The 22,872-nt window shown below is 50.8% G+C and carries 22 protein-coding genes; 8 read left to right on the forward strand and 14 right to left on the reverse strand.

Annotated features, from left to right (window positions below):
• Nucleotides 1–735: 735 nt before the first annotated feature.
• From C1752_RS05650 to C1752_RS05665, 4 genes are all read right to left on the reverse strand, one after another.
• Nucleotides 736–1,263 carry an SHOCT domain-containing protein gene (locus C1752_RS05650; protein ID WP_110985094.1) on the reverse strand — a complete coding sequence of 176 codons (528 nt, stop codon included), beginning with the start codon at nt 1,261–1,263 and terminating at the stop codon, nt 736–738.
• 89 nt (nt 1,264–1,352) lie between these two features.
• Nucleotides 1,353–1,832: an SHOCT domain-containing protein gene (locus C1752_RS05655; protein ID WP_110985095.1), complete on the reverse strand. Its 480-nt coding sequence runs from the start codon at nt 1,830–1,832 to the stop codon at nt 1,353–1,355.
• Complete coding sequence (locus C1752_RS05660; protein ID WP_110985096.1) at nt 1,819–3,111, reverse strand: VWA domain-containing protein; 1,293 nt, start codon at nt 3,109–3,111, stop codon at nt 1,819–1,821. The genes C1752_RS05655 and C1752_RS05660 overlap by 14 nt, the downstream gene beginning before the upstream one ends.
• A 76-nt stretch (nt 3,112–3,187) precedes the next feature.
• Complete coding sequence (locus C1752_RS05665) at nt 3,188–4,270, reverse strand: N-acetylmuramoyl-L-alanine amidase (protein WP_110985097.1); 1,083 nt, start codon at nt 4,268–4,270, stop codon at nt 3,188–3,190.
• A gap of 229 nt (nt 4,271–4,499) precedes the next feature.
• Between C1752_RS05665 and C1752_RS05670 the strand changes: the two genes are divergently transcribed.
• From C1752_RS05670 to C1752_RS05680, 3 genes are all read left to right on the forward strand, one after another.
• A complete protein-coding gene (locus C1752_RS05670) occupies nt 4,500–7,103 on the forward strand; it encodes a M1 family metallopeptidase (RefSeq protein WP_110985098.1) in 2,604 nt (867 codons plus the stop codon).
• 116 nt (nt 7,104–7,219) lie between these two features.
• A complete protein-coding gene (locus C1752_RS05675) occupies nt 7,220–7,948 on the forward strand; it encodes an ABC transporter ATP-binding protein (protein WP_274704502.1) in 729 nt (242 codons plus the stop codon).
• 101 nt (nt 7,949–8,049) lie between these two features.
• Nucleotides 8,050–9,477 carry a protein adenylyltransferase SelO gene (locus tag C1752_RS05680; protein ID WP_110985100.1) on the forward strand — a complete coding sequence of 476 codons (1,428 nt, stop codon included), beginning with the start codon at nt 8,050–8,052 and terminating at the stop codon, nt 9,475–9,477.
• Nucleotide 9,478: 1 nt separating this feature from the next.
• Here the strand turns inward: C1752_RS05680 and C1752_RS05685 are convergent, their stop codons facing one another.
• A complete protein-coding gene (locus C1752_RS05685; protein WP_110985101.1) occupies nt 9,479–10,060 on the reverse strand; it encodes a DUF1997 domain-containing protein in 582 nt (193 codons plus the stop codon).
• A gap of 241 nt (nt 10,061–10,301) precedes the next feature.
• On the opposite strand from C1752_RS05685, the gene C1752_RS05690 reads away from it, so the two are divergent.
• A complete protein-coding gene (locus tag C1752_RS05690) occupies nt 10,302–11,705 on the forward strand; it encodes an aromatic ring-hydroxylating dioxygenase subunit alpha (RefSeq protein WP_110985102.1) in 1,404 nt (467 codons plus the stop codon).
• A gap of 32 nt (nt 11,706–11,737) precedes the next feature.
• Here the strand turns inward: C1752_RS05690 and C1752_RS05695 are convergent, their stop codons facing one another.
• The 3 genes from C1752_RS05695 to cysE all read right to left on the reverse strand — a co-directional run bounded on the left by C1752_RS05695 (nt 11,738) and on the right by cysE (nt 13,983).
• Complete coding sequence (locus C1752_RS05695) at nt 11,738–12,433, reverse strand: potassium channel family protein (RefSeq protein ID WP_110985103.1); 696 nt, start codon at nt 12,431–12,433, stop codon at nt 11,738–11,740.
• A gap of 184 nt (nt 12,434–12,617) precedes the next feature.
• The gene (locus C1752_RS05700) at nt 12,618–13,034 is read right to left on the reverse strand and encodes a tetratricopeptide repeat protein (protein ID WP_110985104.1); all 417 of its coding nucleotides are present in this window, start codon (nt 13,032–13,034) and stop codon (nt 12,618–12,620) included.
• Between the two features lie 217 nt (nt 13,035–13,251).
• Nucleotides 13,252–13,983, reverse strand: a complete 732-nt coding sequence (gene cysE / locus C1752_RS05705) for a serine O-acetyltransferase (protein ID WP_110985105.1) — start codon at nt 13,981–13,983, stop codon at nt 13,252–13,254.
• Between the two features lie 172 nt (nt 13,984–14,155).
• Between cysE and C1752_RS05710 the strand changes: the two genes are divergently transcribed.
• Together C1752_RS05710 and C1752_RS05715 are read left to right on the forward strand one after the other, a co-directional pair.
• Entirely contained in the window at nt 14,156–14,479 is a 324-nt protein-coding gene (locus tag C1752_RS05710) for a phasin family protein (RefSeq protein WP_110985106.1), read from the forward strand.
• Between the two features lie 28 nt (nt 14,480–14,507).
• Entirely contained in the window at nt 14,508–15,038 is a 531-nt protein-coding gene (locus C1752_RS05715; RefSeq protein WP_110985107.1) for an FKBP-type peptidyl-prolyl cis-trans isomerase, read from the forward strand.
• A gap of 8 nt (nt 15,039–15,046) precedes the next feature.
• Here C1752_RS05715 and C1752_RS05720 read toward each other — a convergent pair whose 3' ends face one another.
• From C1752_RS05720 to C1752_RS05745, 6 genes are read right to left on the reverse strand one after another with little or no spacing between them, the layout of a single operon-like run.
• Nucleotides 15,047–16,345: an FGGY-family carbohydrate kinase gene (locus C1752_RS05720; protein WP_110985108.1), complete on the reverse strand. Its 1,299-nt coding sequence runs from the start codon at nt 16,343–16,345 to the stop codon at nt 15,047–15,049.
• A complete protein-coding gene (locus C1752_RS05725; protein WP_110985109.1) occupies nt 16,342–17,133 on the reverse strand; it encodes an energy-coupling factor ABC transporter ATP-binding protein in 792 nt (263 codons plus the stop codon). Before C1752_RS05725 ends, C1752_RS05720 begins: the two co-directional genes overlap by 4 nt.
• 20 nt (nt 17,134–17,153) lie before the next feature.
• A complete protein-coding gene (gene cbiQ, locus C1752_RS05730) occupies nt 17,154–17,942 on the reverse strand; it encodes a cobalt ECF transporter T component CbiQ (protein ID WP_110985110.1) in 789 nt (262 codons plus the stop codon).
• A 9-nt stretch (nt 17,943–17,951) separates the two neighbouring features.
• On the reverse strand, nt 17,952–18,590 hold the full coding sequence (gene cbiM, locus C1752_RS05735; RefSeq protein ID WP_110985111.1) for a cobalt transporter CbiM: 639 nt from the start codon (nt 18,588–18,590) through the stop codon (nt 17,952–17,954).
• Entirely contained in the window at nt 18,590–19,045 is a 456-nt protein-coding gene (locus C1752_RS05740) for a carboxypeptidase regulatory-like domain-containing protein (RefSeq protein WP_110985112.1), read from the reverse strand. Before C1752_RS05740 ends, cbiM begins: the two co-directional genes overlap by 1 nt.
• A 9-nt stretch (nt 19,046–19,054) precedes the next feature.
• On the reverse strand, nt 19,055–19,909 hold the full coding sequence (locus C1752_RS05745) for a DUF4382 domain-containing protein (protein WP_233501391.1): 855 nt from the start codon (nt 19,907–19,909) through the stop codon (nt 19,055–19,057).
• Between the two features lie 367 nt (nt 19,910–20,276).
• On the opposite strand from C1752_RS05745, the gene C1752_RS05750 reads away from it, so the two are divergent.
• A complete protein-coding gene (locus tag C1752_RS05750) occupies nt 20,277–21,194 on the forward strand; it encodes a HoxN/HupN/NixA family nickel/cobalt transporter (RefSeq protein ID WP_199464302.1) in 918 nt (305 codons plus the stop codon).
• Nucleotides 21,195–21,429: 235 nt separating this feature from the next.
• Nucleotides 21,430–22,623: a ferrochelatase gene (locus tag C1752_RS05755; RefSeq protein ID WP_233501394.1), complete on the forward strand. Its 1,194-nt coding sequence runs from the start codon at nt 21,430–21,432 to the stop codon at nt 22,621–22,623.
• The last annotated feature ends 249 nt before the right edge of the window (nt 22,624–22,872 follow it).

Genomic DNA, 22,872 nt, shown 5'->3' on the forward strand with positions numbered 1-22,872 from the left:
AATTACTGTAAAACAGCAACTCCTTAGTTCATTTGAACGAGGTTTATATGTGCTATTATGGCTTTCAAACTATTAACTTATCTAGGTTCAGAGCGCTTCCGAAAAACGTGTCTCTCTCGAGCGCTTTACTAATATAGCGACCCTCTTTTGCAGAGTCAAGCGCTTTTTGAGAGAAAGTTTGATCTTTTTTTGGGTAGCACTCTGAAGTCTTTTGAGAGCAAGGGATTTCAGGGAAAATATTTTTTCAAATTCTTTGTTTTTTCGTCGAAACGGATGCTGTATCGATGGGATGTGGACCCCAATTGTGGTGAATGTGGGGTAGATGCGTTGAGAGGAAGGGTGCGATCTCACTGCGGTCGTCTGGGCAAGTTTGATATGGATGAAAGGGGAAATTGGTTGAATCGTCCATTAGACTTCTTGCGTTGATCATCATTTCTAGACAATTGACGTTCGTTGTTTAGCAGTGCTGTTGAAATTCCTCACTCTATTGCACTGGCCCGTCCGGCCTCCCAATTCTGGGGGGAGAGCACTGCAAGTTTCGTTGGTGTTGCCTCAAGGGTGACAATTGTTCACTGAGTTAAAGCTGACAAGTGGATGCATTCGCGATGCGATGTTTTTTGCACTTACCAGTCGGCGCTGTAATTTTTGCTGGATATCTTTGAGTTTGCGATCGCTTCCCCATCGTCGCCCAGCCAACCCTCTAAACGCTCTGCTCGCTGTGCTTCAGAACACTCATCAGCTCTTGCCTAGACTTTGACGACGACGCAGATACCGTTCGTGAGCCTTATTGTATTGCTCGGCTTTCTTGTAGACTCTGATACTCAGGTATACGCCGAACACCATAAACAACACACCGAACAGCGGAAAGAGGCTAAAGCAGATCGTAAAAAATGCACCAATGCCGCTGAATTTTATTGAAGATGCAACCGCCGCCGCTAAGGATGCAGACCATATCGTCCAGAGGGTGCCACCAATGACAACGAGGATGCCCCCCAGCACGCTGCCACCTTTAGTGGGTATGAAGCTATACCATCCACCGAATCTACTTGACCGCGAAATCATGTATTTCTTGCGTTCTAGTTCCCATCCGCGATCGAGTTTTGCAAGTGCGTCGTGGGCCTTGATCTCTTCAAAATAATCGGCCAGGCCGCCGTCCTGTGGTTCATCAAGGACTCTGCGTTTAGCCATCTCGAATTCTTCCGGCGAAAGGGTACCGTTGCGGCGAAGCTCGTCCAGTTTCTGGAGTTCATCGGAGATTGTCATTGGTTTGATCTGCGAGTGTGGGGTACAAGCGAATACGGGGCGTTATGCTGGTCCAGCCTATCTGCGGGCTATGCGGCGCTTAGCGATGCCTATGGTTGGCGATTCTTGCTTAGACTTTGACGGCGATGCAGATACCGCTCATGCGCCTTCTTGTATTGACCAGCCTTCACAAAGGATCGAATACTCACACCTATGCCAGCTACTGTAAAAAATACACCGAATAACGGAAAGAGACTTAAAAAGCTGCCACTCGCCATAGATGCAGCCATCATTGTCCATAAGATGCCAAAAACGACAATGATGATGCCCCCAAATACGCTGCCAGATTTACTGGGTATATGCCGACGTCCATACCGCGTCGAAATCATGTAATTCTCGCGTTCTAGTTGCCATTCACGATCGAGCTGTGCAAGTTCGGTGTAGGTCTTGATCTCCTCAAAACGGTCGGTCAGAACGTCGTCCTGTGGTCCTTCAAGGACTCTGCGTTTAGCTATCTCGAATTCTTCCGGCGAAAGGGTACCGTTGCGGCGAAGCTCGTCCAGTTTCTGGAGTTCATCAGAGATTGTCATTGGTTTGATCTTCAAGTTTGCGATCGCGTTCTTCTCTTGCCCCCTCCAGCTTTCGATCTCGCTCTTCTTTGCCCTTGTCAAGCTCTCGATCTCGCTTTCCCTTAGACTCATCAAGAATGCGATCGCGTTCTTCTTTAGCTGGCTTTAGTATCCCGTCTCGTTTCTGCCTAGCTGCATTTAGAATGGCATCGCGAGTCTCTGATGTGATTTCATCCTCCCTGCTTTGTCTATAAACCTCGGTAGATATTTTTCTATACTCTTTGTATGCTTTCTGAGAAAGACAACGGTAGCGACCATATTGAGCTTGAGAGGTTTCTCTATAAGCACCATACTGCTCTTGAGAGATACAACGGTACTTGCTGTAAGCTTCTTGAGAAGTTTGCCTAAAGATACGGTATAAGTCATTGCGGTTAGCGGCCTGCAGGTACTCTCCGCCACCTGCATTAGCAACCTCACGCAGTTGTGCAGCCGCTTTGGCATCGACATCAAAGCCAATCACGTTCACAATCGTCTTCACATCAGACTGATTCAACGCTCTAGCTGCAGTCACCGGATCACCATCACAGGTCTCAATGCCATCTGAAATCAGATAGACAACATTCTCATTTGTCTTCGGGTCATAGGACTCAAAATCACTTGCGGCTTGCTTCAACGAACCCGCAATGGGTGTCCAGCCAGTTGGCTGAAATGATTCAATCGCAGATGCAAACTTCTCTTTGTTGAGGGACTGGAAGTTATACAGGAGCTCTGTCCCTGCACAAGACCTTGCTTTATCTGCGCCGCTATTTGAGCCAATATGTCCATACACGCGCAGCGCCACCCTAGATTGAGACGGTAAACCACCCACAAACTCGGTCAGCGTTTCTTTGGCAACCTTGAGCTTTTGTTCACCGCCCACTGAACCCGCCATTGAGCCAGAGGCATCAAGCATGAGCTGTACATTGAGGTTTTCTCTGGGTGCTTCGCCACCCGTTACGCCATCAGCACTACAGGAGTTGGCCTGCGCTTGAATGCTCGGACCACAGCTTTCGTAATCTTCGTCATACTCTTGCAGCAGTTGAGCATAGAGGCTTTGAGCATCTGAATTCATGGCAATGTCGGCTGACTCATTAGTGTCTATCTCCTCACGAGTTTCTGGCTCCTCACGCCGACCAGAACTCTTTTGACTGCTACTTTTTTCATCACTGAGAAGGTTACAGCCCGTTAGCAGGCCGAGGAGAACTGTCCCAAACAATAGGAAGGCTGTGGGCTTAGGAAGATTTTGAGAAATAAGCCGCATATTAATCCAACCAATGTATTGTCAAAGTTCCGTCTAGAGAAACCATACCGAGTCAAGCTCTGTAGAGTAGAAACGACTAGCGAATTCCGAGGTGACTGAGAATGCCTTCTGCGATCGCATCTGCCATCTGCTTGCGAAAAGCAGGCTGCCGGAGTCTTGGTGAATCTAAGCTACCCGTAACAAAGCCTACTTCTACTAATGACGCTGGCATAGAACTTTTACGAAGGACATAGAAGCGGGCCTGCCGTACGCCACGGTCTCCGATGCGAATACGGCGATGGATACTGCTGTGAATTGACTGGGCAAGGCTTCTGCCGGTTTGGTAATAAAAGGTTTCGACGCCGTTGACGTCAGGACGACTGAGGCTAATAGCGTTAGCGTGAATGCTGACGAAGACCTTGCCTCGGGCGCGTTCGGCAATGCTCACTCGCCCCTGCAAACTTACGTACTGGTCTGTGCTGCGTGTCATTATGACGTTCACGCCTTTTGAACGTAGGATACGTTCGACTTCTTGAGAGATTGGCAACACAACCTGAACCTCTTTTAAGCCGCCGATACCAATAGCGCCAGGATCTCGTCCACCATGGCCTGGATCAATAACAACCGTCGGCCTTTGACTTGAGGAGCGCCACGGAGAGGGAGGGAGAGATGATGACGGGGAGGAAGGCGCTGAGGGCGTAGAGGCCAAGCTAGAGTTTCTGGGTGGTGACACAACAAGAGGAATGGGACGCCGTCGCACGGCCAGAGCGCGACGATCTTGAAAAGAGTATCGCTTCGGTTTCGGAAGCTTGATCAGCCAACGATTAGGAGCAACTCCTTCGATGCGAACCGATCGCGGCGAAACGCGATATTTTTTACCCAACTCAATTACAATTCGGGTCGTGTACTGATCGAATTGCCCAGCACGCAAGCTTTGGAAACGTTTTCTGAGCTCTTTTTCACTATTGGCTTGGCCGAGCTGAGTATTGGGTAAATCAATTACCACCCGAGTTGGATCGGGTACAAGGTACGCTCGGGGAGAGACGTCTGTTTCAGTGACAATTTCGAGCTGCCGTTCGTCTTGGTCAAACTGCCACTTGAGGAGTCTGCCACCAGCATGGGCAGGGAGAGCCGCAAGCAAAAGGCCCAATAGACTGGGAATGAACCAATAAGATCGCACAGGCTAGTCTCAAAACAGTAGGTTCAGGCAAGGAGACGCAGAGAGAAGTCTGCATGTTTCTGAGCCCCCTGAGAATTCCTCAAGGAAAGCTTAGCAGTCTAAGGGGAATTCGTTGAAGAATATTTGACACACATCTGCTATTAAGTCTTGCCCTCTAGAAGCACGCTAATCTGGATCAAATAAGCGCTCTGAGAGCGTACAAGATCGATAACCGCAGCGGATGAGTGTAATGTCTAACTTCTTTATAGATGAACCTAAAAAGCATAAGTCTTTTGAACTGGCGGGCGCGCGTCCCCACTACAACCCCGATCGCCCAGGTCAAGTCGAACATATCTTTTTGGATCTTGCGTTAGATATTGATCAAAAGATCTGTGAGGGAACATGCCAAATTCGTTTGAATCCGGTTCGTAGCGGAATTACACAACTGGCGCTGGATGCGGTCAATCTCAATATCCAAGATGTACGCATCGGGAGGGCTAAGCAACCCTTTGATTACGACGATGAGCGTTTGGTGATTCATCTGAAGCAGGAGACAAAGGTGGGAAAGGCGATTACGGTTGCGATCGCATATTCTGTAAACCAGCCTCAGCGAGGTCTCTACTTTGTGGGACCGGAGCCCAACTATCCCGACAAACCGACACAGGTCTGGACCCAAGGAGAAGATGAAGACTCACGTTTTTGGTTCCCCTGCTTTGACTACCCAGGGCAACTTGCGACCTCTGAGATTCGGGTGCGGGTACCGAAGGAATTCCTAGCGGTCTCTAACGGTGAGCTGGTGGAAACCAGCCTGGAAGAGAATCAGATGATCTACCACTGGCTGCAGAAGGAGATTCATCCGACTTATCTGATGACGCTAGCGGTGGGAGAGTTTGCCGAGATTCGGGATGAATGGCAGGGCAAGCCGGTCCTTTACTACGTCGAGAAGGGCCTAGAGGACAGTGCCCGTTTGAGTATGGGTAAAACGCCTCAGATGATGGCATTTTTATCGGAAAAGTACGGGGTGCTCTATCCTTACCCCAAATATGCTCAGGTCTGTGTTGCTGACTTTATCTTTGGTGGGATGGAGAATACTTCGACGACGCTACTGGGCGATCGCTATCTATTAGATGAAAGAGCCGCCATCGACAATCGCTGGACAGAAAGTTTAGTCGTTCATGAGCTAGCCCACCAATGGTTTGGCGATCTGGTCGTGATCAAGCACTGGTCTCACGCCTGGATTAAGGAGGGAATGGCTTCCTACTCAGAAGTGATGTGGACAGAGAAAGAGTACGGAGTGGATGATGCAGCTTACTACCGCCTCAATGAAGCGCGTAACTACTTCAATGAAGATAGCAATCGCTACCGGCGGCCTGTCGTCACGAATATATATAGAGCGGCGATTGAACTCTACGATCGGCACATCTATGAGAAGGGGGCCTGCATCTACCACATGCTGAGGGCTGAGCTAGGGGAAGATCTCTTCTGGAAAGCCATTCACACTTTTGTTCAGGACAATGCCCACAGTACGGTGGAAACTATCGATCTGTTGCGGGCCATTGATAAAGCGACGGGGCGGAACTTGGCGTTTCTTTTCGATCAGTATGTGTTCCGAGGGGGTTATCCAGACTATAAGGTTAGCTATAGCTGGGATACGGATAGTAACCTTGCGAAGGTGACGGTAAAGCAAACACAGGCAGATCCGAAAAAGCCGAAACACCAAGAACTCTTTGATCTCAAAATTCCGATTGCGTTCGGCTGGGTGAAAACTGCTGGGAAGAAGCCGCCTCAAGTGGAGCAGCAAACGTTTACGGTGCGGGTTCACGAAGCGGAGCAGAGTTTTTACTTGGTACTGCCCTCTAAACCTGACTTTGTCAGCTTCGATGCTGGGAATCATATTTTGAAGCAGGTGATGCTTGAGTATCCGGTACCAGAGTTGAAGACCCAACTGCAGCACGATCCCGATCCGCTATCTCGAATCAATGCAGCAGCAGCGTTAGTAAAGAAAGGTGGATTAGAGGCTGCTCAGGCCTTAGGAGAGGCACTGAAGAAAGATACGTTTTGGGGTGTTCGCATTGAAGTGGCTCAACAGTTATCAAAGCTGCAGTTAGATCAAGCTCTGGATCTTTTGAAGGCAGGGTTGAAGGATGAGGATGCACGGGTAAGAAGAGCGGTGGTAGATGCGATCGCAACTCTAAAACACGGCAACAGTTACAAACTTCTCAAACCCATCGCCGAGAAAGGCGACCCCAGCTATCTTGTCGAAGCCGCAGCCATTCGCGGTATTGGCACCTTAGCTGGTTCGGGCTTAGCAAACAAACCCAAGGAAGATAAAGTCATCAAACTCTTCAAGTCAGTGCTTAAAAAACGAGCGGGCTGGAACGAAGTCATCCGCTCTGGAGCCATTTCAGGTCTGAGTCAGATGAAGACCTCAACTGATGCCCTTGATTTGGTCTTAGAGCAGACGGTTTCTGGTACTCCGCAACCACTCCGTCTCGCCTCGATTCGAGCACTGGGAGCGATTTCAGCCGGACAATCACCCACAGATCTACAGCGGATTTTGGATAGTCTAAAAGCGATTTCAGGCGAATCTTTTTTCTTGACGCAAGTAGCCGTCGTCTCATCACTCGGACAAATGGAAACGCCAAAGGCCATCGGCATTCTGCGAGGTCTTGCGAACCAAACCTCAGATAATCGAGTGGAGCGAATGGCAGAAGAGGCGATCAAAAAAGTACAGAAAAAAGTAGGCTCCGGTCAGGCCATTCAGTCTGTTCAGGAGGAGCTAGAGCAGCTCAAGAAAGATAACCAAACGCTCAAAAGCCGATTGGAGGAACTGGAGGCGAAGGCCAAGAAATAATGTCACGGGTTGTGGAAGTGAGGTTTAGCTAGCGATAGCTCAAATCACGGCCTATACACAAAGACAAATTAAGCACGTTAGGGTGGAACTACAGCTTAAGGTGGAGGTCCATCCCTTTGTCTCCTAACGATCAGTCCCACCCCATCATTTACTTAGAAGAAATCACCAAGGTTTATGGTTCTGGTGAAACGACAGTTAATGCTCTAGGTGGGGTGGATTTAAAGATTTTACCCAGCGAGTACTGCTCAATTATGGGGGCTTCCGGTTCTGGGAAGTCCACCATGATGAATGTGATCGGCTGTCTGGATCGTCCCTCTGCAGGCCGATACGAGTTAGATGGTGTAGACGTTGCGCAGCTTGACGATGATGCGTTAGCCCTAATCCGCAACCGTAAAATTGGTTTTGTCTTCCAGCAGTTTCACTTACTGAGTCAGGTCAGCGCCCTCGACAATGTGATGTTGCCGATGGTCTACGCCAATGTGCCGATACAAGAACGCAAGGAACGCGCCGCCCATGCGCTCAAGCAGGTGGGGCTAGAAGACAGAATGAATAATCGGCCCAATCAGCTTTCGGGGGGACAGCAGCAGAGAGTTGCGATCGCACGTGCAATCGTCAACAATCCGGTCCTATTGCTAGCGGACGAACCCACTGGCGCACTAGATACCAAAACCACCCAAGAAATCCTGGGCATTTTTACAGGCTTGAATGACAGCGGCATGACCGTCGTAATGGTCACTCACGAACCCGAAGTAGCCCAAAGCACCCAAAGAGTCGTTTGGTTCCGAGACGGCAAAGTCATTCACAGCAACATGCGTCCCGAAGACCTACATCAAACCGCTTTTTGAGCATCAAGAACACCAGACTGGAATAGCCACGCAGGCCAGAGAGCAGGCACAATAGCAAAGGAACAGCCGACGTAAAACTTCAAGCAGGATTCCATTGCTCGATGACCACTGCCAACCCCTTTCTCAATCTTGACTATGAACCGGCATTAGAATCTCTAGGAGATGACTATTTTGATCGAGTTGCGGCAGCAGAGTTCCCGCAGCACACTCTACGATTTCGTAACGATGACGTTCTGCAGCAGCTCGGACTCGACCCTCAGCAGATCAGCGAGACCGACTTCATAGAAGCCTTTGGTCAGTTTCAAGCACGAGAACCCTTTCTAGCCCTCCGCTACCACGGCTACCAGTTCGGTGAATACAACCCCTGGCTCGGAGACGGGCGCGGGTTTCTTTACGGGCAGATTCGCGGTACCGATGGCGAACTCTATGATTTTGGCACCAAAGGTTCAGGAACGACGCCTTACTCTAGAACAGCCGATGGCCGCCTAACCCTTAAAGGGGGCATTCGGGAAATTCTAGCGTCTGAGGCCCTGCACCATCTGGGGGTAAAAACCTCCCGCTGCTTCAGTCTGATTGAAACGGGAGAAAAGCTATGGCGAGGCGACGAACCCTCCCCAACGCGATCAAGTGTGATGGTGCGGTTCAGCAAATCTCATATTCGATTTGGCACCTTTGAGCGTCTCTACGCCATTAAACGTCCCGACTTGATCCAAAAGCTGCTTGATCACGTCATCGAGATCTATTACCCACACTTCGATAACCTAACCGATAAATATCTGCAGTTCTACACAGAACTTGTTCAGCGGACGGCTGAGCTGGCAGCCCAGTGGATGTCAGTCGGTTTTTGCCATGCGGTCCTGAACACCGACAATATGTCCATTACTGGCGAAAGTTTCGACTATGGCCCCTATGCATTCATTGAAACCCTAGACCTGAACTTCACACCAGCCTACTTCGACTACTTTCGTCGCTACCGCTACAGCAACCAACCGTCCATGTGTAAGTGGAATCTAGAGATGCTGCAGCGCCCGCTCTCGACGGTCCTGTCCCAAACAGAGATGGCTGTTAGTCTTGATACCTTTGACAAAACCTATCACGGCACCTACCGGCGACGAATGCTGCAAAAGCTTGGACTCGATGACAAACGTTGCGATAGCTTCGATGCCCACGCAACCGACCAACTGCTCACGCTTACCCTAGATTTTCTCCAAAAAACACAGATTGGCTATCACACTTTTTTTGCTGAACTACGGCATCAGTTCAGCAGCCTGTGGTGTACTGATGCAGGCCATATTCTCAGGGAGTCTTCTTTGATAGCTGAATACTCAGCGCAGCTAGAAACCTGGCGACAGCTCTACAACCAACTTTTACAGAAAGATAAGCCCGAGAGCATACAGCAAAGATTAAAAAGCCATAATCCCTGCACTGTAATCACGCGCCCCACCATCGAAGCTGTCTGGGATCCTATCGCCATAGAAAATAACTGGCAGCCCTTCTACGAATTACTGGCTAGCCTGAAAAATCCGTAAGCTAGAACGTCGAGGGATTCGCAGACAGGGTTGACGACGACGCTGTAGACAGTTGTCGAGTCCCGGCCCACTCTTGATAATCAGCAATCAACTGCTGACCAATGCGCTGCTTAAAGGTCATCAAAATGCCCTGGAGTAAGCTATGGCCCGCAGCCTCTAGAATCGGCTTAGGCGTCATCCAGAACAGGGGGGGAAGTTCTACGCCGACCTTCAGATCGCCACCGCCCTCTAGCCATGTTTGACCATTCCGCTGGACAGGATGGAGCTCACCAATCAAGTTGAACTTAAAGCGGTCATTAATATAGTCAATGCCTCGGAGTTCACATCCTTCAGAGCGAACATGAACCTTACCATTGGATTCTGACCAGACTTGCAAGTCAACAACAGGCTGAAACTTCAACGCCATAAATTCTCGAGGGCGCATACTCAAACGAAATAAGCTATCGCTGAGTCGCTCAACTCGCCTACGATCTGCTAGCGCATAGATTAATCGATGCGGCTGACGCAGGTAATGCTGCAGGGGCGCCGATGCAGTCGGGACCTGAACTGAGATGGCTTGGGATCCAGTGAAGTTGACCTGCATACAAGGAGTTGTAAATAGTTATTTAACAATCTTACAGTTATTTTGCAGATCGGCTACGGGTTTCTACTGAGGCCAACAGAAGAAACACTCCATACAGAGGCATATACCCACTTTGATCAGCAGCAAACGACATCTTCAGGTAGCAGACTTGCTATAATTGTTTCGAATTGTAAAGTAGAGTCGGGACAGACTCTTAGGCAATCAGTTCTGCTTTTTTGATGTTCAACTCCCCATTCCAATCATGTTAGACAACTCCACTGTGGCCGTTCAGGTTCCTAGCGCGACAGCATCGCAGGAGCCGACATCAGAGTCTTCAGCCCTAGGCGGATCTGACCCCCATCGATTTGACTGGCATGAAGCATGGCACCCCATTGCTTACATCAGCGACTTAGACGTCGCGCAACCCAATCCCTTTACGCTGCTGGGTCAGGATTTAGTGATCTGGTGGGATCCTCAACAGTCAGCCTGGACGGTTTTTGAAGATCGCTGCCCCCACCGTCTAGCCAGATTTTCAGAAGGCAGAGTGACGGAAGACGGTTTGCTGGAATGTCCCTACCACGGCTGGACATTCTCCGGTGACGGCCAGTGCCAATACATTCCTCAACAGGTCGAGGGGCAAGCAGCTGAAACCTCTTCGCGTGCCTGTGTACAGTCACTTCCTACGGCAATGCGCCAAGGACTGTTATTCGTCTATCTCGGTAACCCTGAATGCGCAGCCCAGGTGAAAGTTCCTATTATTGAGCCGCTGGAGGAAGGTCCAGACGAATGGGTCTGCCTCAATACGTTTCGAGACCTGCCTTACGATGCCTTAACACTGCTTGAGAACGTACTTGATCCGAGCCACTTACCCTATACCCATCATCGTTCGGTGGGGGATCGCGCCAATGCTAGCCCCGTGGAGCTAGAGGTCGTTAAAGCAGGTAAAGCAGGTTTCGATGGTCTCTGGGCAGAAGGACCACGGCGCGGCAAGCTGGGTCCGCAAGATACTCGATTTATTGCACCAGGACTAATGTGGCATGAAATTACATCTGAGCAATATGGTCGCACCGTCACCGCAGTTTATGCTGTCCCAACGAAGAAGGGGCACTGCCGTCTGTTTGCCCGTTTTCCGTTTAAGTTCAAGGCCAAGGCTCCGGGCATTTTTATGAAGCTGACGCCCCAGTGGTATAACCACATCAATCAGAACAACATTTTAGAAGACGATCAGATTTTCCTACACCACCAAGAGCGGTATCTAGAGCAGTCCGGCGGTAGCGGTCGAGCCAGCAAGGCATTTTATTTGCCCACGAAGGCCGATACCTTTGTTAAGGCACTCCACCAATGGGTCAACCAGTTTGAAGCTGATCCGTTTGCAGGAGAGTCTCTGCCACCGGCTCTACCCAAACATGAACTGCTAGACCGCTACTACTCTCATACCGTCAATTGCCCCAGTTGCAGAGGCGCGCTGAAAAATATTAAGCGATTGCGTCTTGGGGTTGGCGTCTTAGGAGTCAGTCTTTGGGGACTCTCGCCGCTCATCCACTCAGGGGTGTTCGTGACCGTACCGGTGGCACTATGCGGTGCAGCTTGGTGGGGACTGAAGCGCCTAGAAAAGCGGTTTTATGAGGGGCGAGCTGTGCCGCTTCGCAACCTACCGGATTCTTAATCACAGGCGGTGCGTGAGGGTGCGATTCGTCTCTACAACGGTAGCTGCTCAATTGCCTCATTGTCACCAATCACAACCATCATGGCGTCCTGCAGCAAACGGAGTTCAGGGGCGGGGTTAATTTCAAACATCTTCTCTCGTCCGACGGCCAAGACATTGAGGCCGTAGCGGTTGCGCAGCTCTAGTTCTGCGAGGGTCTTGCCATGAAACTCTTTAGGAATCAATAGCTCGACAATGCTGTGTTCGGGATCAAGTTCAAATCGCTCTAGGATACCGGGCTTAGTGAGAGATTTCGCTAAAGCACAACCGGCTTCATACTCAGGAAAGACGACGCGATCAGCTCCCACTCGCTTGAGTAGCTTACCGTGGACTTCTGAAGAGGCTTTAGCCACTACGTTGGTGACTCCGGCTTCTTTCATGTTCAGCGTCGTGATGATGCTCTCTTGTAGGTAATTACCGATGGCGATAATGACGGTATCAAACTCATAGAAGCCCGCCTCTTTAAGGGCCAAGGGATCGGTCGAGTCTAGCTGTAAGGCATGGGCCGCGATCTGACAACTCAAGGCTTCTGCTACTAGTTTTTCGTCGACATCAGCCCCTAACACTTCATAGCCAGAATGATGCAGAGACTCGCAAACGGCGCGACCGAAGCGTCCTAAACCAATGACAGCGAATTGCTGATTTTTGGGCTGTAGACCTTGTAAAAAACTGAAGGAGGAAAGATTCACTGCAGATACCTAGATACCGAAGAAACAGAATCAATGCCAATAGCCTCTGATTCCTGCTATTTAGCGTATCAGTACTGAATCCTGAAGGCCACTCAAGTATCGGAATAAACCCGCCCAAACGCATAGCATTCGAGATTGCAGCAGCGCAAACTGCAGTTTATCGTTCTAAAGTCGCGTCTTGTCTTTAACCTGCTGCTGCAGGCTTGACCCTAATCGCTGCGGTCTCAATTCTTAGGGGCTGCAGTGCAGTGTTCTTTGGCAGCCGATTTGCTATCCGTAGAGTCTCTAGAGCCAGCTTCGCTTTGCGATGGTTTTCACAGTTCATCTGCTCAAAGTAAAGATCCGAAGCTTTGGCGAGATCCTGAAGCGCTTCACAAATGTTGCTGCTCTTCAACAGTGAACCACGACTGAAGTAGGCATTGGCATGGGTTGGATCCTGCAGAATCGCAAAGTTATAAGCTTCTATGGCACTCTGAATCAATCCCAGAAATTCATGTCGCAGGCCACGACGATAGTAAAACTCCGCGGCTTGAGAATGAGGAAGCTGATCTTCTGAGGGTAAGTCCAGATGAGTCGGGATTTGATCAAAAATAGAATTCATAATTTTGCTCTACGGTCCCGCTGGCCCAGGCAAACAGTAGATTTGCCAAATTTATACAAAGTAGAGCCAGTGACGTCTACTTGCCTAAGATGGCACGACGGGAGTTGCGATCGCGTTTATCTTCACTCAAAGTCTGTATATCTTACAGAACGCCAAAAGCAAAGGACTGACCAGTCTGTATCCACAGCCAGAAGTACAGGTTTACTACGTCAAAAGACTACATGCCTGAACCGTCTAGGAACTGCTCAATGACGCGATCTTCCAGACGACATCGATTGTGAGGATGGGCAGCACTGACCGGCTCCACGACAGGTTCTGATTGCTTAAAGGCCGCCACTTCTCGTTCTAGAACCTCAATGCGGTCAAGCAAGTAGCGAATCGCCTGCGCCTCAGAGTCAGGGAGTTGAGCATGATCAAGGGGATTGACCTTCGCGCCTTCTCGATACACAATTCGGCCTGGAATGCCGACAACAGTACAGTCAGAAGGAACTTCTCTGAGAACGACAGATCCCGCGCCAATGCGGACGTTATGGCCAATGTTCAAATTACCCAACACCTTTGCACCCGCGCCCACAACCACGTTTTCTCCGAGGGTGGGATGGCGTTTGCCTGTCTCTTTGCCCGTGCCGCCTAGGGTGACACCCTGATAAATCAAACAATAGTCACCCAAGATAGCGGTTTCACCAATAACAACCCCCATCCCGTGATCGATCACCACGCCCTGCCCCAATGTGGCACCGGGGTGAATTTCAATCCCGGTCAAGAAGCGCGAAAGATGGGAAATAATGCGAGGGATCAGCGGCAGACCCAGAACATAAAGCCAGTGGGCTAGTCGATGCATCAAGATAGCCTGCAGACCCGGGTAGCAGAGTAACACTTCTAAACCGCTCCGGGCCGCAGGATCGCGTTCAAAGATACTGCGGAAGTCAGCCCTCAAAGTATTGAGCACAGGCTATCTTCATCCATGCTAGACAAATCACGCTGATCATAGCGTTTTTTCGCGGCGGTAATCCACACCCGATTCTGCAAGAAGAGATCGATACAATAGTGCCTGAGGCAGATTTTCTGTGCTCTCACACGCCCTCAGTTTTGGGTTGCCGATCAGACAGTTAGAGTAATTCATGGACAGCAATAGCTTTTTGAAACAAATGCTGATGATTGGGGTAGGGACAACCTCTGTTGTCGCAGAGAAGCTCCGCGAAGTCAGCGATGAGTGGGTACGAGATGGGCGTCTCAACCCGGAGCAGGCAAAGGCATTCGTTGACGACTTGATGCAGCAGCTGCGAGCAGATCCAGGCAATTGGGAAGCACAAATGCAGCAGCAGGTCCGCAATGTAATGCAAGATCTAGGGGTTGCTCGCCAAACCGAGGTCGATGAGCTTCGCGGTAGAATTGATCGGCTGGAGCGTCAGGTGAGAGACTTAGAAAATAAAAGATGGCGCTAACCTATAAAAACTAAACGGGAGGAGAACCTTGCGCAATATTTTAATTAGTGTCGGAGTCATGGTTGTCTGCGGTTTGGTCTTAGCCTGCGCGCAGCTCGTCAACCCGCCAGCAGACGTGAGCGCAGATCCGCTGCAGAGCAGTGAACCCCAAACAACTATTGCGGCCACCCCCGCAGCACAACAACCTGAGGAACCTAAAACTGACGTGACCGATTCTGACTACACCACCACCGATTCTGGACTGCAGTATAAAGACATTACTGAGGGTACGGGCGAGTCTCCGAAGCGAGGCGATAACGTGACGGTCCACTACACGGGCACGCTCACCGATGGCTCTAAGTTCGACAGTTCGCGCGATCGCGACCAGCCCTTTGTCTTCCCAATCGGTCTAGGCCGGGTAATTAAAGGCTGGGATGAAGGCGTCAGTACTATGCAAGTAGGTGGACGCCGAGAACTCAAGATTCCACCCGATTTAGGCTATGGTGCGCGGGGTGCCGGTGGCGTCATTCCACCCAATGCAACGCTGATTTTTGATGTTGAGCTACTAAAGATCAATTAGAAACGACGTCAACCCATCAATTTACAGCCCCGTGCTGCCAATAACGCTGTTCCATAGGCGGCTTGGCGGTGGCGGGGTTCTTTAATAGATGCTTGCAAATATCGCTGGCGAATCGCTTGCCAAGTCAAATTCTGAGCGCCGCCGCCTGCAGTATAAATCTGAGTGACGGGCGTTGCCCCCTGCTCTTGCAAAAGTCGATAACCCTGGGCTTCGATACGGGCCAGGCTTTCTAAAAGCCCATGCAAAAAAGCAGCTGGCTGATCAGGACGGGGCTGAAGACGAGGCTGTAAATCTGGATCATTAATAGGAAAACGTTCTCCTGGTTTTAGGAGCGGATAATAGTCCAGTGGACTGACCACCTGAGGATCAATCAGGGCACTCAAAGACGCTAGCTCGGCTGTGGAGAAATACTGCTGCAGCACGGCTCCCCCGGTGTTGGAGGCCCCACCGACAAGCCACTGCTGGCCGAAGCGATGGCTATAGATGCCGTACTGTGCCTGATCAATACGGGTTTGACTGAGGAGCTTTAAGACCAGCGTTGAACCGAGTGAGGTAACGGCTTCGCCGGGATAGCTGGCACCGCTGGCGAGAAAAGCGGCGATACTGTCTGTGGTTCCGGCACAGATCTGGCAGTGGGGCGGTAAATCAAAACGCTGAGCGATCGCAGGCTGGACGGGTGCAATGGGCGTTCCGGGCGCAATCACACGAGGGAGCAGCGGCAGCAGGAACCGCAGTTGTTCATCCTGGAACCAGTCTGGATAGGTCTCTATGGCGGGATCGTAGCCAAGCTTTAGACTATTGTGATAATCACTAATGCCCAAACATCCGTGAAGCTGATAGGCGAGCCAGTCGGCCTGGTGCATCAGGGCATGAGCGTCGCTAAAATCAGTCTGGCGGCTGAGGGTTAGAAATTTTGCCAAGCTGGAGCTGGCGCTGAGAACAGTATGACCTAGGGGCACGATCGCATCTAGCAAATCTAGATCTTCAGGATCACAGGTTTCGTTGTAGAGAACCGCCGGGTGCAGGGGTTCTCCTTGAGCATTGCAGAGCAAGATGGTGGAAGAGGTACCGTTGATGGCGATCTGGGTGAGTTGAGCTCGCACGTCTATCGGCAGGTCACCGATCAGCTCGAACAGTGTTGTCTTCCAGACAGAAGCCCGCTCAGCAGGATCAACCTCAGCAAAAGCAGATTTAACCTCGGCCCGAACACAGCAATCTGGGTCAATCACAATGGCCCTGGCCCCTGACGTGCCGAAATCAATACCCAAAGATAGATGGGTTGGAGGCTCTGAGAGCCTTGAAGTCATAGGTGACGCTTCGCTTCTATGCGACCCGCCAGAGAGTAGGGCACTTCAAGACCATGAGCCTCCATCAGGGAACGCTGCTGCATAATCTCTGGTGGGTGGCCGTCTGCAACAATGTGTCCGTGATCAATCAAGAGGATGCGATCGCAAACCTCCAAAATCATCTCCAGATCATGAGAGGCCACCATGATCGTCTCTTCAGAGTCTTGTAAATACTGAATCAGGCGACGGCGGGCGCGTAGGTCTAGGTTGGCGCTGGGTTCGTCGTAGATGATCAGGCGCGGATTCATAGCAACTACAGTTGCGATCGCAACCATCCGCTTCTCTCCCCCTGACAAATGATGGGGCAATCGCTGGGTCAACGACTGGGTTCCCGTCAGCGCCAAAGCCGCCGCCACGCATCGATCCACTTCATCAGGCGGTAAGCCCATATTTTGAGGGCCAAAGGCAATATCTTCCCAAACCGAAGCCGAAAAAAGCTGGTCGTCTGGATTTTGAAACACAAACCCCAAATCGGATCGAAAGCTGCCTGTCTCTACAGGCTGATTAAACAGCTTCACTTCACCCTGAGTCGGACACAACAGCCCACAGATGATTTTGAACAGCGTCGTCTTACCAGCCCCATTAGGCCCCAATACACCAATTCGCTCGTTGGCCTGAAGTTCAAACGAAATCTGCTCTAGAACACTCGTTCTGTCTGGATAAGAAAAGCTAAGATCAGCCACCGTCAGCGCGGGCGCGAACGGCTCTAAAATCGTCGAGTGGTGAGGCGCAGGAAACAATATCGTCATCGGCTATCCCGTTACGTCATTCAAACAGTCCAAAGAAAATCGGAAATCACGAACCCTGCAGCCACCATTAATATAACGACTAAGGCGCTGCTGTTCCAGAACGTAACGGGTTCACGACTGCGGGGTAAATTCGCAGAGGGCTGACCATAGCCTCGCAGCCCCATCGCCTGATAGCTACGCACCGCCTGCTCATAGCTGCGAATCAGTAAAGTGCCCATCAGCGATGCCAGTCGCTGTAGATGCGCCCACTGCCTGCGAACTGCAAATACCGGCGGTGTATGGAAGCCGCGTAATCTCATGGCCTGCTGCATGGTTGTCAACATCTGAGCAAACTCAAACAGATAGCGATAGGACAGCAACATCATATCGGTCAAAACTGAAGACAGGCCGAAAGATCGCATTGCCTTAATCGTTGTCGAGAAGGGACAGGTTCCCAGAATAATTAAGCCCAGCGTCAAAATAGAGAAAAACCGACAGACAATCAGAAGCGTGGTGGATAACCCCTCGGCCCGAATCGCTAGCGTCCCCCACTGCCAAAGAACGGTGTCGCCTGAGACCAGCGGCAGCACTATCACAACGCCCAAAATAAAGAGGCCAGGGTATCGAAGATGATGCAGCAGAAAGGAGAGGGGGAGACGTGAGATCGCATACAGCACCGCCGTCACCGCCAACATCGCAGGCAGCAACCGCAGATCTTCGACCATCGCAAAGGCAAAAATTAGCGTACCTAGCCCCACCAGCTTTGGTCTAGGTTGCCACCGATGCATCCAAGAATCGAGATGAACGTAGCGATCAATTTCATGCAGCACAGGCAAACCTCATTCTGGGATCACCTCTGGCTTCATGCGCGTCAAGAAAGATACTAGCAAAGCCGTAAAAGTCCCCTCCAGCAGCACCAGCGGGATATGAGCCACCAGCAAACCATAGGACACCTGCTGCTCTAACGCCGCATCCACGTCAGCGGGAATCGTCATGATCACCAAGCCATAAAATAGCAGTGCTGACAGACCGATCCCAAACGCCCCGGCCAAGAAGGCGAACAGATTTGTGGACCAAGCGCTTTTGTGCCCTACCCACTGCCGCACTCGAAAAATACGAGCGGCTAAGATGGCCGGAAGGCCCATGATCACCGCATTGATCCCCAACGTCGTCAACCCACCATGCCCAAACACTAGAGCCTGAAAGAACAACCCCACCAACACCGCCGGGAACGCATAGCAGTCTAACACCGCCCCCAATGCGCCATTGAAAACAAAGTGGACGCTGGCGGGAGGCACAGGAAACCGGATCGCTGAAGCGGCGAAAAAAGCAGCCGTCAAAAGCGACGCCTTCGGAATCTCTTCCGTAATCGTTGGACGATGATTGATTTGCCGCAGCGAATACCAAGTCAAGCCGCCCGTGATGGCGTAGCCAATCAGACAGACCTTTGCAGGCAGAAGACCATCCGAGATATGCATTACTGCTTCTTCCTAGAAGAAAATAGGATGGCCGTCAACACAAAGCCTCCAATGACAACAACCCCCAAAAGGCTACGCACCATCGGACTGGCTGGTTCAGACGATACGGTTGCGGTCTCTGCAGCATTTTCGGCCCCAATAGGAATATTGAGAATCTTGCCGTGCCCTGCTTGACGCACTTTCACCTGCCAAGTCCCAGTCTGATCTGCGGGTGGCGTGAATGCAAAATGCCCCTTGCTATCAAACTTCCCAGTTAGCCAAGGCTGAGTGGCTCCATCTGGAGCGTAAACCGTCACCTGAGCATTCGCCATCGGTTCACCCGTATCAAAGGCGGCCTCAATTTCGACCGCCTTTGGCGTAATGCGATAGTTCACGGCGGTCCCGTGTGCCAGGACAGTAGGCATAGTCCATACACTGATTAATAGCCCTAGAACGGGTACCAGCCGTTTGCTCATTATCAACTCCTACGCGGTTGTTTGCTCAGATCGACAGTGACCTTCACCTACGTGTCCGAGTCCGGCCAGAGCCGCGTCTAGCGCTTGAAAATCCTTCGAGTCTAGCTTTTGTTCGAGGGTGGCCCAATCCGCCTTTAGTGATGATCCATCTGCCAATGCAGCCAGAGGAGCAAAGCCCAACGCCTTCACGTTCATCTCATCATCGGCGGGCAGTTCACCATCACCGAATACGTGGTCAAAATGGAAGGTGGCCTCTAGATCAGCGGCCCCACTGGGTTCAACGACGCCCTTGCGCTCATCGCCCACAAACTCTCCGCAGGTGTAGGCAAACTCGCGGTCAACGTTAAGCGTGAAATCAACAGTTTTCCCGTCTTTACTGGCCTGACCCGCCAGCACTAAAGTCTGTCCCGCTGCGGGGCCATCTGTGGCCTTAGCCATCTTCCAGGCGAGAGCATTGTACTGACCTGCTGGTGCTTCTGTTTCACCGACGGTAATCGGAGAGGCGCTTTCATCACCTTCAGCTAAGTCAACCATCTGCGCCGGAATCGTTACCTCAGATTTTGCCTGCAAGGGGTCTTCAGCGTCGGGGTCGAAGGGCGGATCAGTTTGATAAGCCGTTACGTCTTCTAAATTCACATAGACGTGATCAAAGCTGATTTCCCAGCCGTCTTTTGAGGTAAACCCTTGGCGCACAAAGTCTTCACCATTGGCTGCAACCTGGAGCGTCCCAGCCCCTGCCTCGGCCTGCGCCCCCGAATCAGCAGGGCTTGAACTTTGAGACTCGTTTGATGACTGACAGCTCATCAGTAAGCCAGAGCATAGAGCAGTCGTTAAGATCAGCGATCGCGTAGACATTAATTTCATTGAGTGACTTCAATCCATCAAACTTATAAGAGCGAATCGGGTTTTAAAACATCCATCAAAAGTTAGAACAAGCAAGGTCTAAGTTGAGGCTAGAGACAACGCTTGTGCAGCCAGACTTAACATCTACAGTTTGAAAATGTCAGAACTCTAAAAAAATGGTTGCTAAAAATTTTTATCAAACTCGGCCTGTATTTATACTCATGAGCCGAGGTGTATCACAATGTAGCATTAGATTTTAGTGAGCGTAATGCATGGGGGGGGTATCCAGATAGAAAATTAGGGGAAGAAAGCCGTTGTTTACGATCGCTTGACAGCACTTCACAGGGTTGCTAGATAATTGCGGTTAGTTTTGTCGGGGAACTCAAGCATGAGAATCAAATATTGGATAGCCATGCTGTTGACTGTGATGGCAGTGCTGGCGCCCCGCCCAGTCTTGGCCCATCCGGGACATATTCCTGACCTTGATGCTTTGCTGTCTCAGAATCTAACGCCAACCCTCGTGCTGACCAGTATTGGGCTAGCGGCTCTCTTCGGCGCGGGACATGCTTTTTCGCCAGGGCACGGCAAGACAATGGTGGCGGCTTACCTGGTGGGTTCTCACAGCACACCGAAGCACGCCTTGCTGCTGGGTCTAATCACGACACTAACCCATACGCTGAGTGTGTTTGCGTTAGGTTTGGTCGCGCTCCTGCTCTCGCACTACGTTTTGCCAGAACAGCTTTATCCATTCCTGAGCTTGGGCAGCGGCTTAATGGTCACAGGCTTTGGGGTTTGGTTATTTGTTCGGGCCAGGAAGATGCGATGGTCTCCAACCGGCCTTCAAACATCGCACCCTACACCCCATCCGACATTACATACCCACGCAGGCCACAGTCACGGCCACAGTCACGGCCACAGTCATCACGATGATCACGTCCATTCTCATACTGCTTCAGAACACCACACGCACCATCATCATCTACCGCCCAAAATCACCTGGAGATCTCTGATGGTCCTCGGCGTTGCTGGGGGAATGATTCCCTGCCCTTCGGCTTTGATTTTGCTGCTGTCTGCAATCGCGCTGCAGCAGACAGCTTTGGGCTTACTACTGGTGAGTAGCTTTAGCATTGGGTTGGCGATCGTGCTTACGTCTTTGGGGTTAGCAGCGGTTTATGCACGGCGCTGGTTTGAGCAACTGCCGTCCGTTTTCCAGCCCTTACGTCATCGTTTACCGATCTTAAGTGCATTTATCACGCTATGGGTAGGGCTATTACTCAGTGCTAATGCACTGCTAGCATGGCTTTAATGTGCAAAAGGTTCTGAACAATTTCAGCTTTCCTTTATGTCAGCATCAAAAAAGCAAGCTACCATGAGAGATGGTTAAGCCCCTAGGGGGTATGTCCCCAGGAGCATTGCAGGATAACGGTTTAATAGTTATCCCTCAACTTCTTGGTTAGGCCTGCTTGATATTGCGATTCAACCTTGCGCCAATATCTAAGCAACACCATCCTTCTGTTCTATTCGCAATTGAGGTATACAGCGTGGTCGCAATCTCTGAAACTCGTCAACAGCAAGAACACCAACATTCCTCCACATCAGATCGTGTTGCTGTTTTACTGATGGGCTACGGCGAGGTCGAGCGATACGAAGACTTTGCAAATTACAACGAGCAAGCGCTGAACCTGTTGACTGCGAAGTTTGCGCCGGTCCCACTCTGGCTCTATCCACCTTTGGCTAAATTGCTTGCTGTTTTTGACCTGCATGAATGGAGCCACCAACACGATAAGTTTATTTCGCCTCACAACGCCATCTTTGAAAGCCAGCGAGCCGGAATTGAGCAGCACCTCCAGGAAAAGTGGGGTGAAGACGTTCAGGTATTTAAGGCATTCAACTTCTGTGCCCCCCACCTCCCGGAGCAAGTTTTAGCCGAGATTAAAGAACAGGGCTTCACAAAGGTCTTAATCTATCCGCTCCTCGTTGTCGATTCAATCTTCACCAGCGGCATTGCGGTGGAGCAAGTTAACAATGCACTGGCCCAGATGAAGGATCAGGATTCGCACTGGGTGCGGGGAATCCGCTACATTCCTTCGTTCTACAACGAAGATGCCTACATTAATTTGCTCGTGCAGATGGTGGAAGAGAAGGTGGAGCAAGAACTTGCGGCCTCTCATTTGCCATCTCAAACCGGGATCATTTTGATGAATCACGGTTGCCCTCACGAGGCAAAGGGGTTCACGTCAGGCATTGATGAAAGTCAGGCACTGTATGAACTGGTTCGAGAGCGCTTAATCAACCGATTCCCACTGATCTCGGTGGGCTGGCTCAATCACCAAACCCCATTAATTAAGTGGACGCAGCCTAATGCTGACCTAGCGGCAAGAAACCTGATTGATCTCGGGGCCACAGCGCTAGTGATGATGCCAATTGGCTTTGCAACAGAGAACCACGAGACGCTTCTGGATGTAGAACATATCATCGGCAGCATCAGGAAGAAGCACCCAGAGGTGACTTATATTCAGATGCCCTGCGTCAACGACCATCCTACCTTTACAGAGATGTGTGCGGATTGGGCACATGATCATATTGCTAGCCTCCGGGATGCAGAGCCTTTGGCGGTGAATCCCCAGTTGGCGGTTGAGAAAGCGGCGAAGGTTCTTAGCCATAGCCACGACCATGATGGACATAGCCATGACGGGCACCATAGCCACGATCATGACGGGCACCATCATCACTAACTTTTAGTCCGATGAGTTAGTGGCAACACACGTCAATTTTAGGGCGATGCACCATTGAACAGCATCGCTCTAGAGTTTCCAGCACTCATGGGAATGATCCACTCCAACGGCTAAAGTACGTGAGTGTTAGGTGATTTTGATGTGCTCACGCACCCTCCCTAATACCCGCAATACAATAAGCGGAGGAGGCATACAACATGACAATCCAAGAACTATTGAGTGCAGCCCAGCAGCTTAGCTGGACTTGCT

It is taken from the genome of Acaryochloris thomasi RCC1774 (assembly GCF_003231495.1).
GTDB lineage: Bacteria > Cyanobacteriota > Cyanobacteriia > Thermosynechococcales > Thermosynechococcaceae > RCC1774.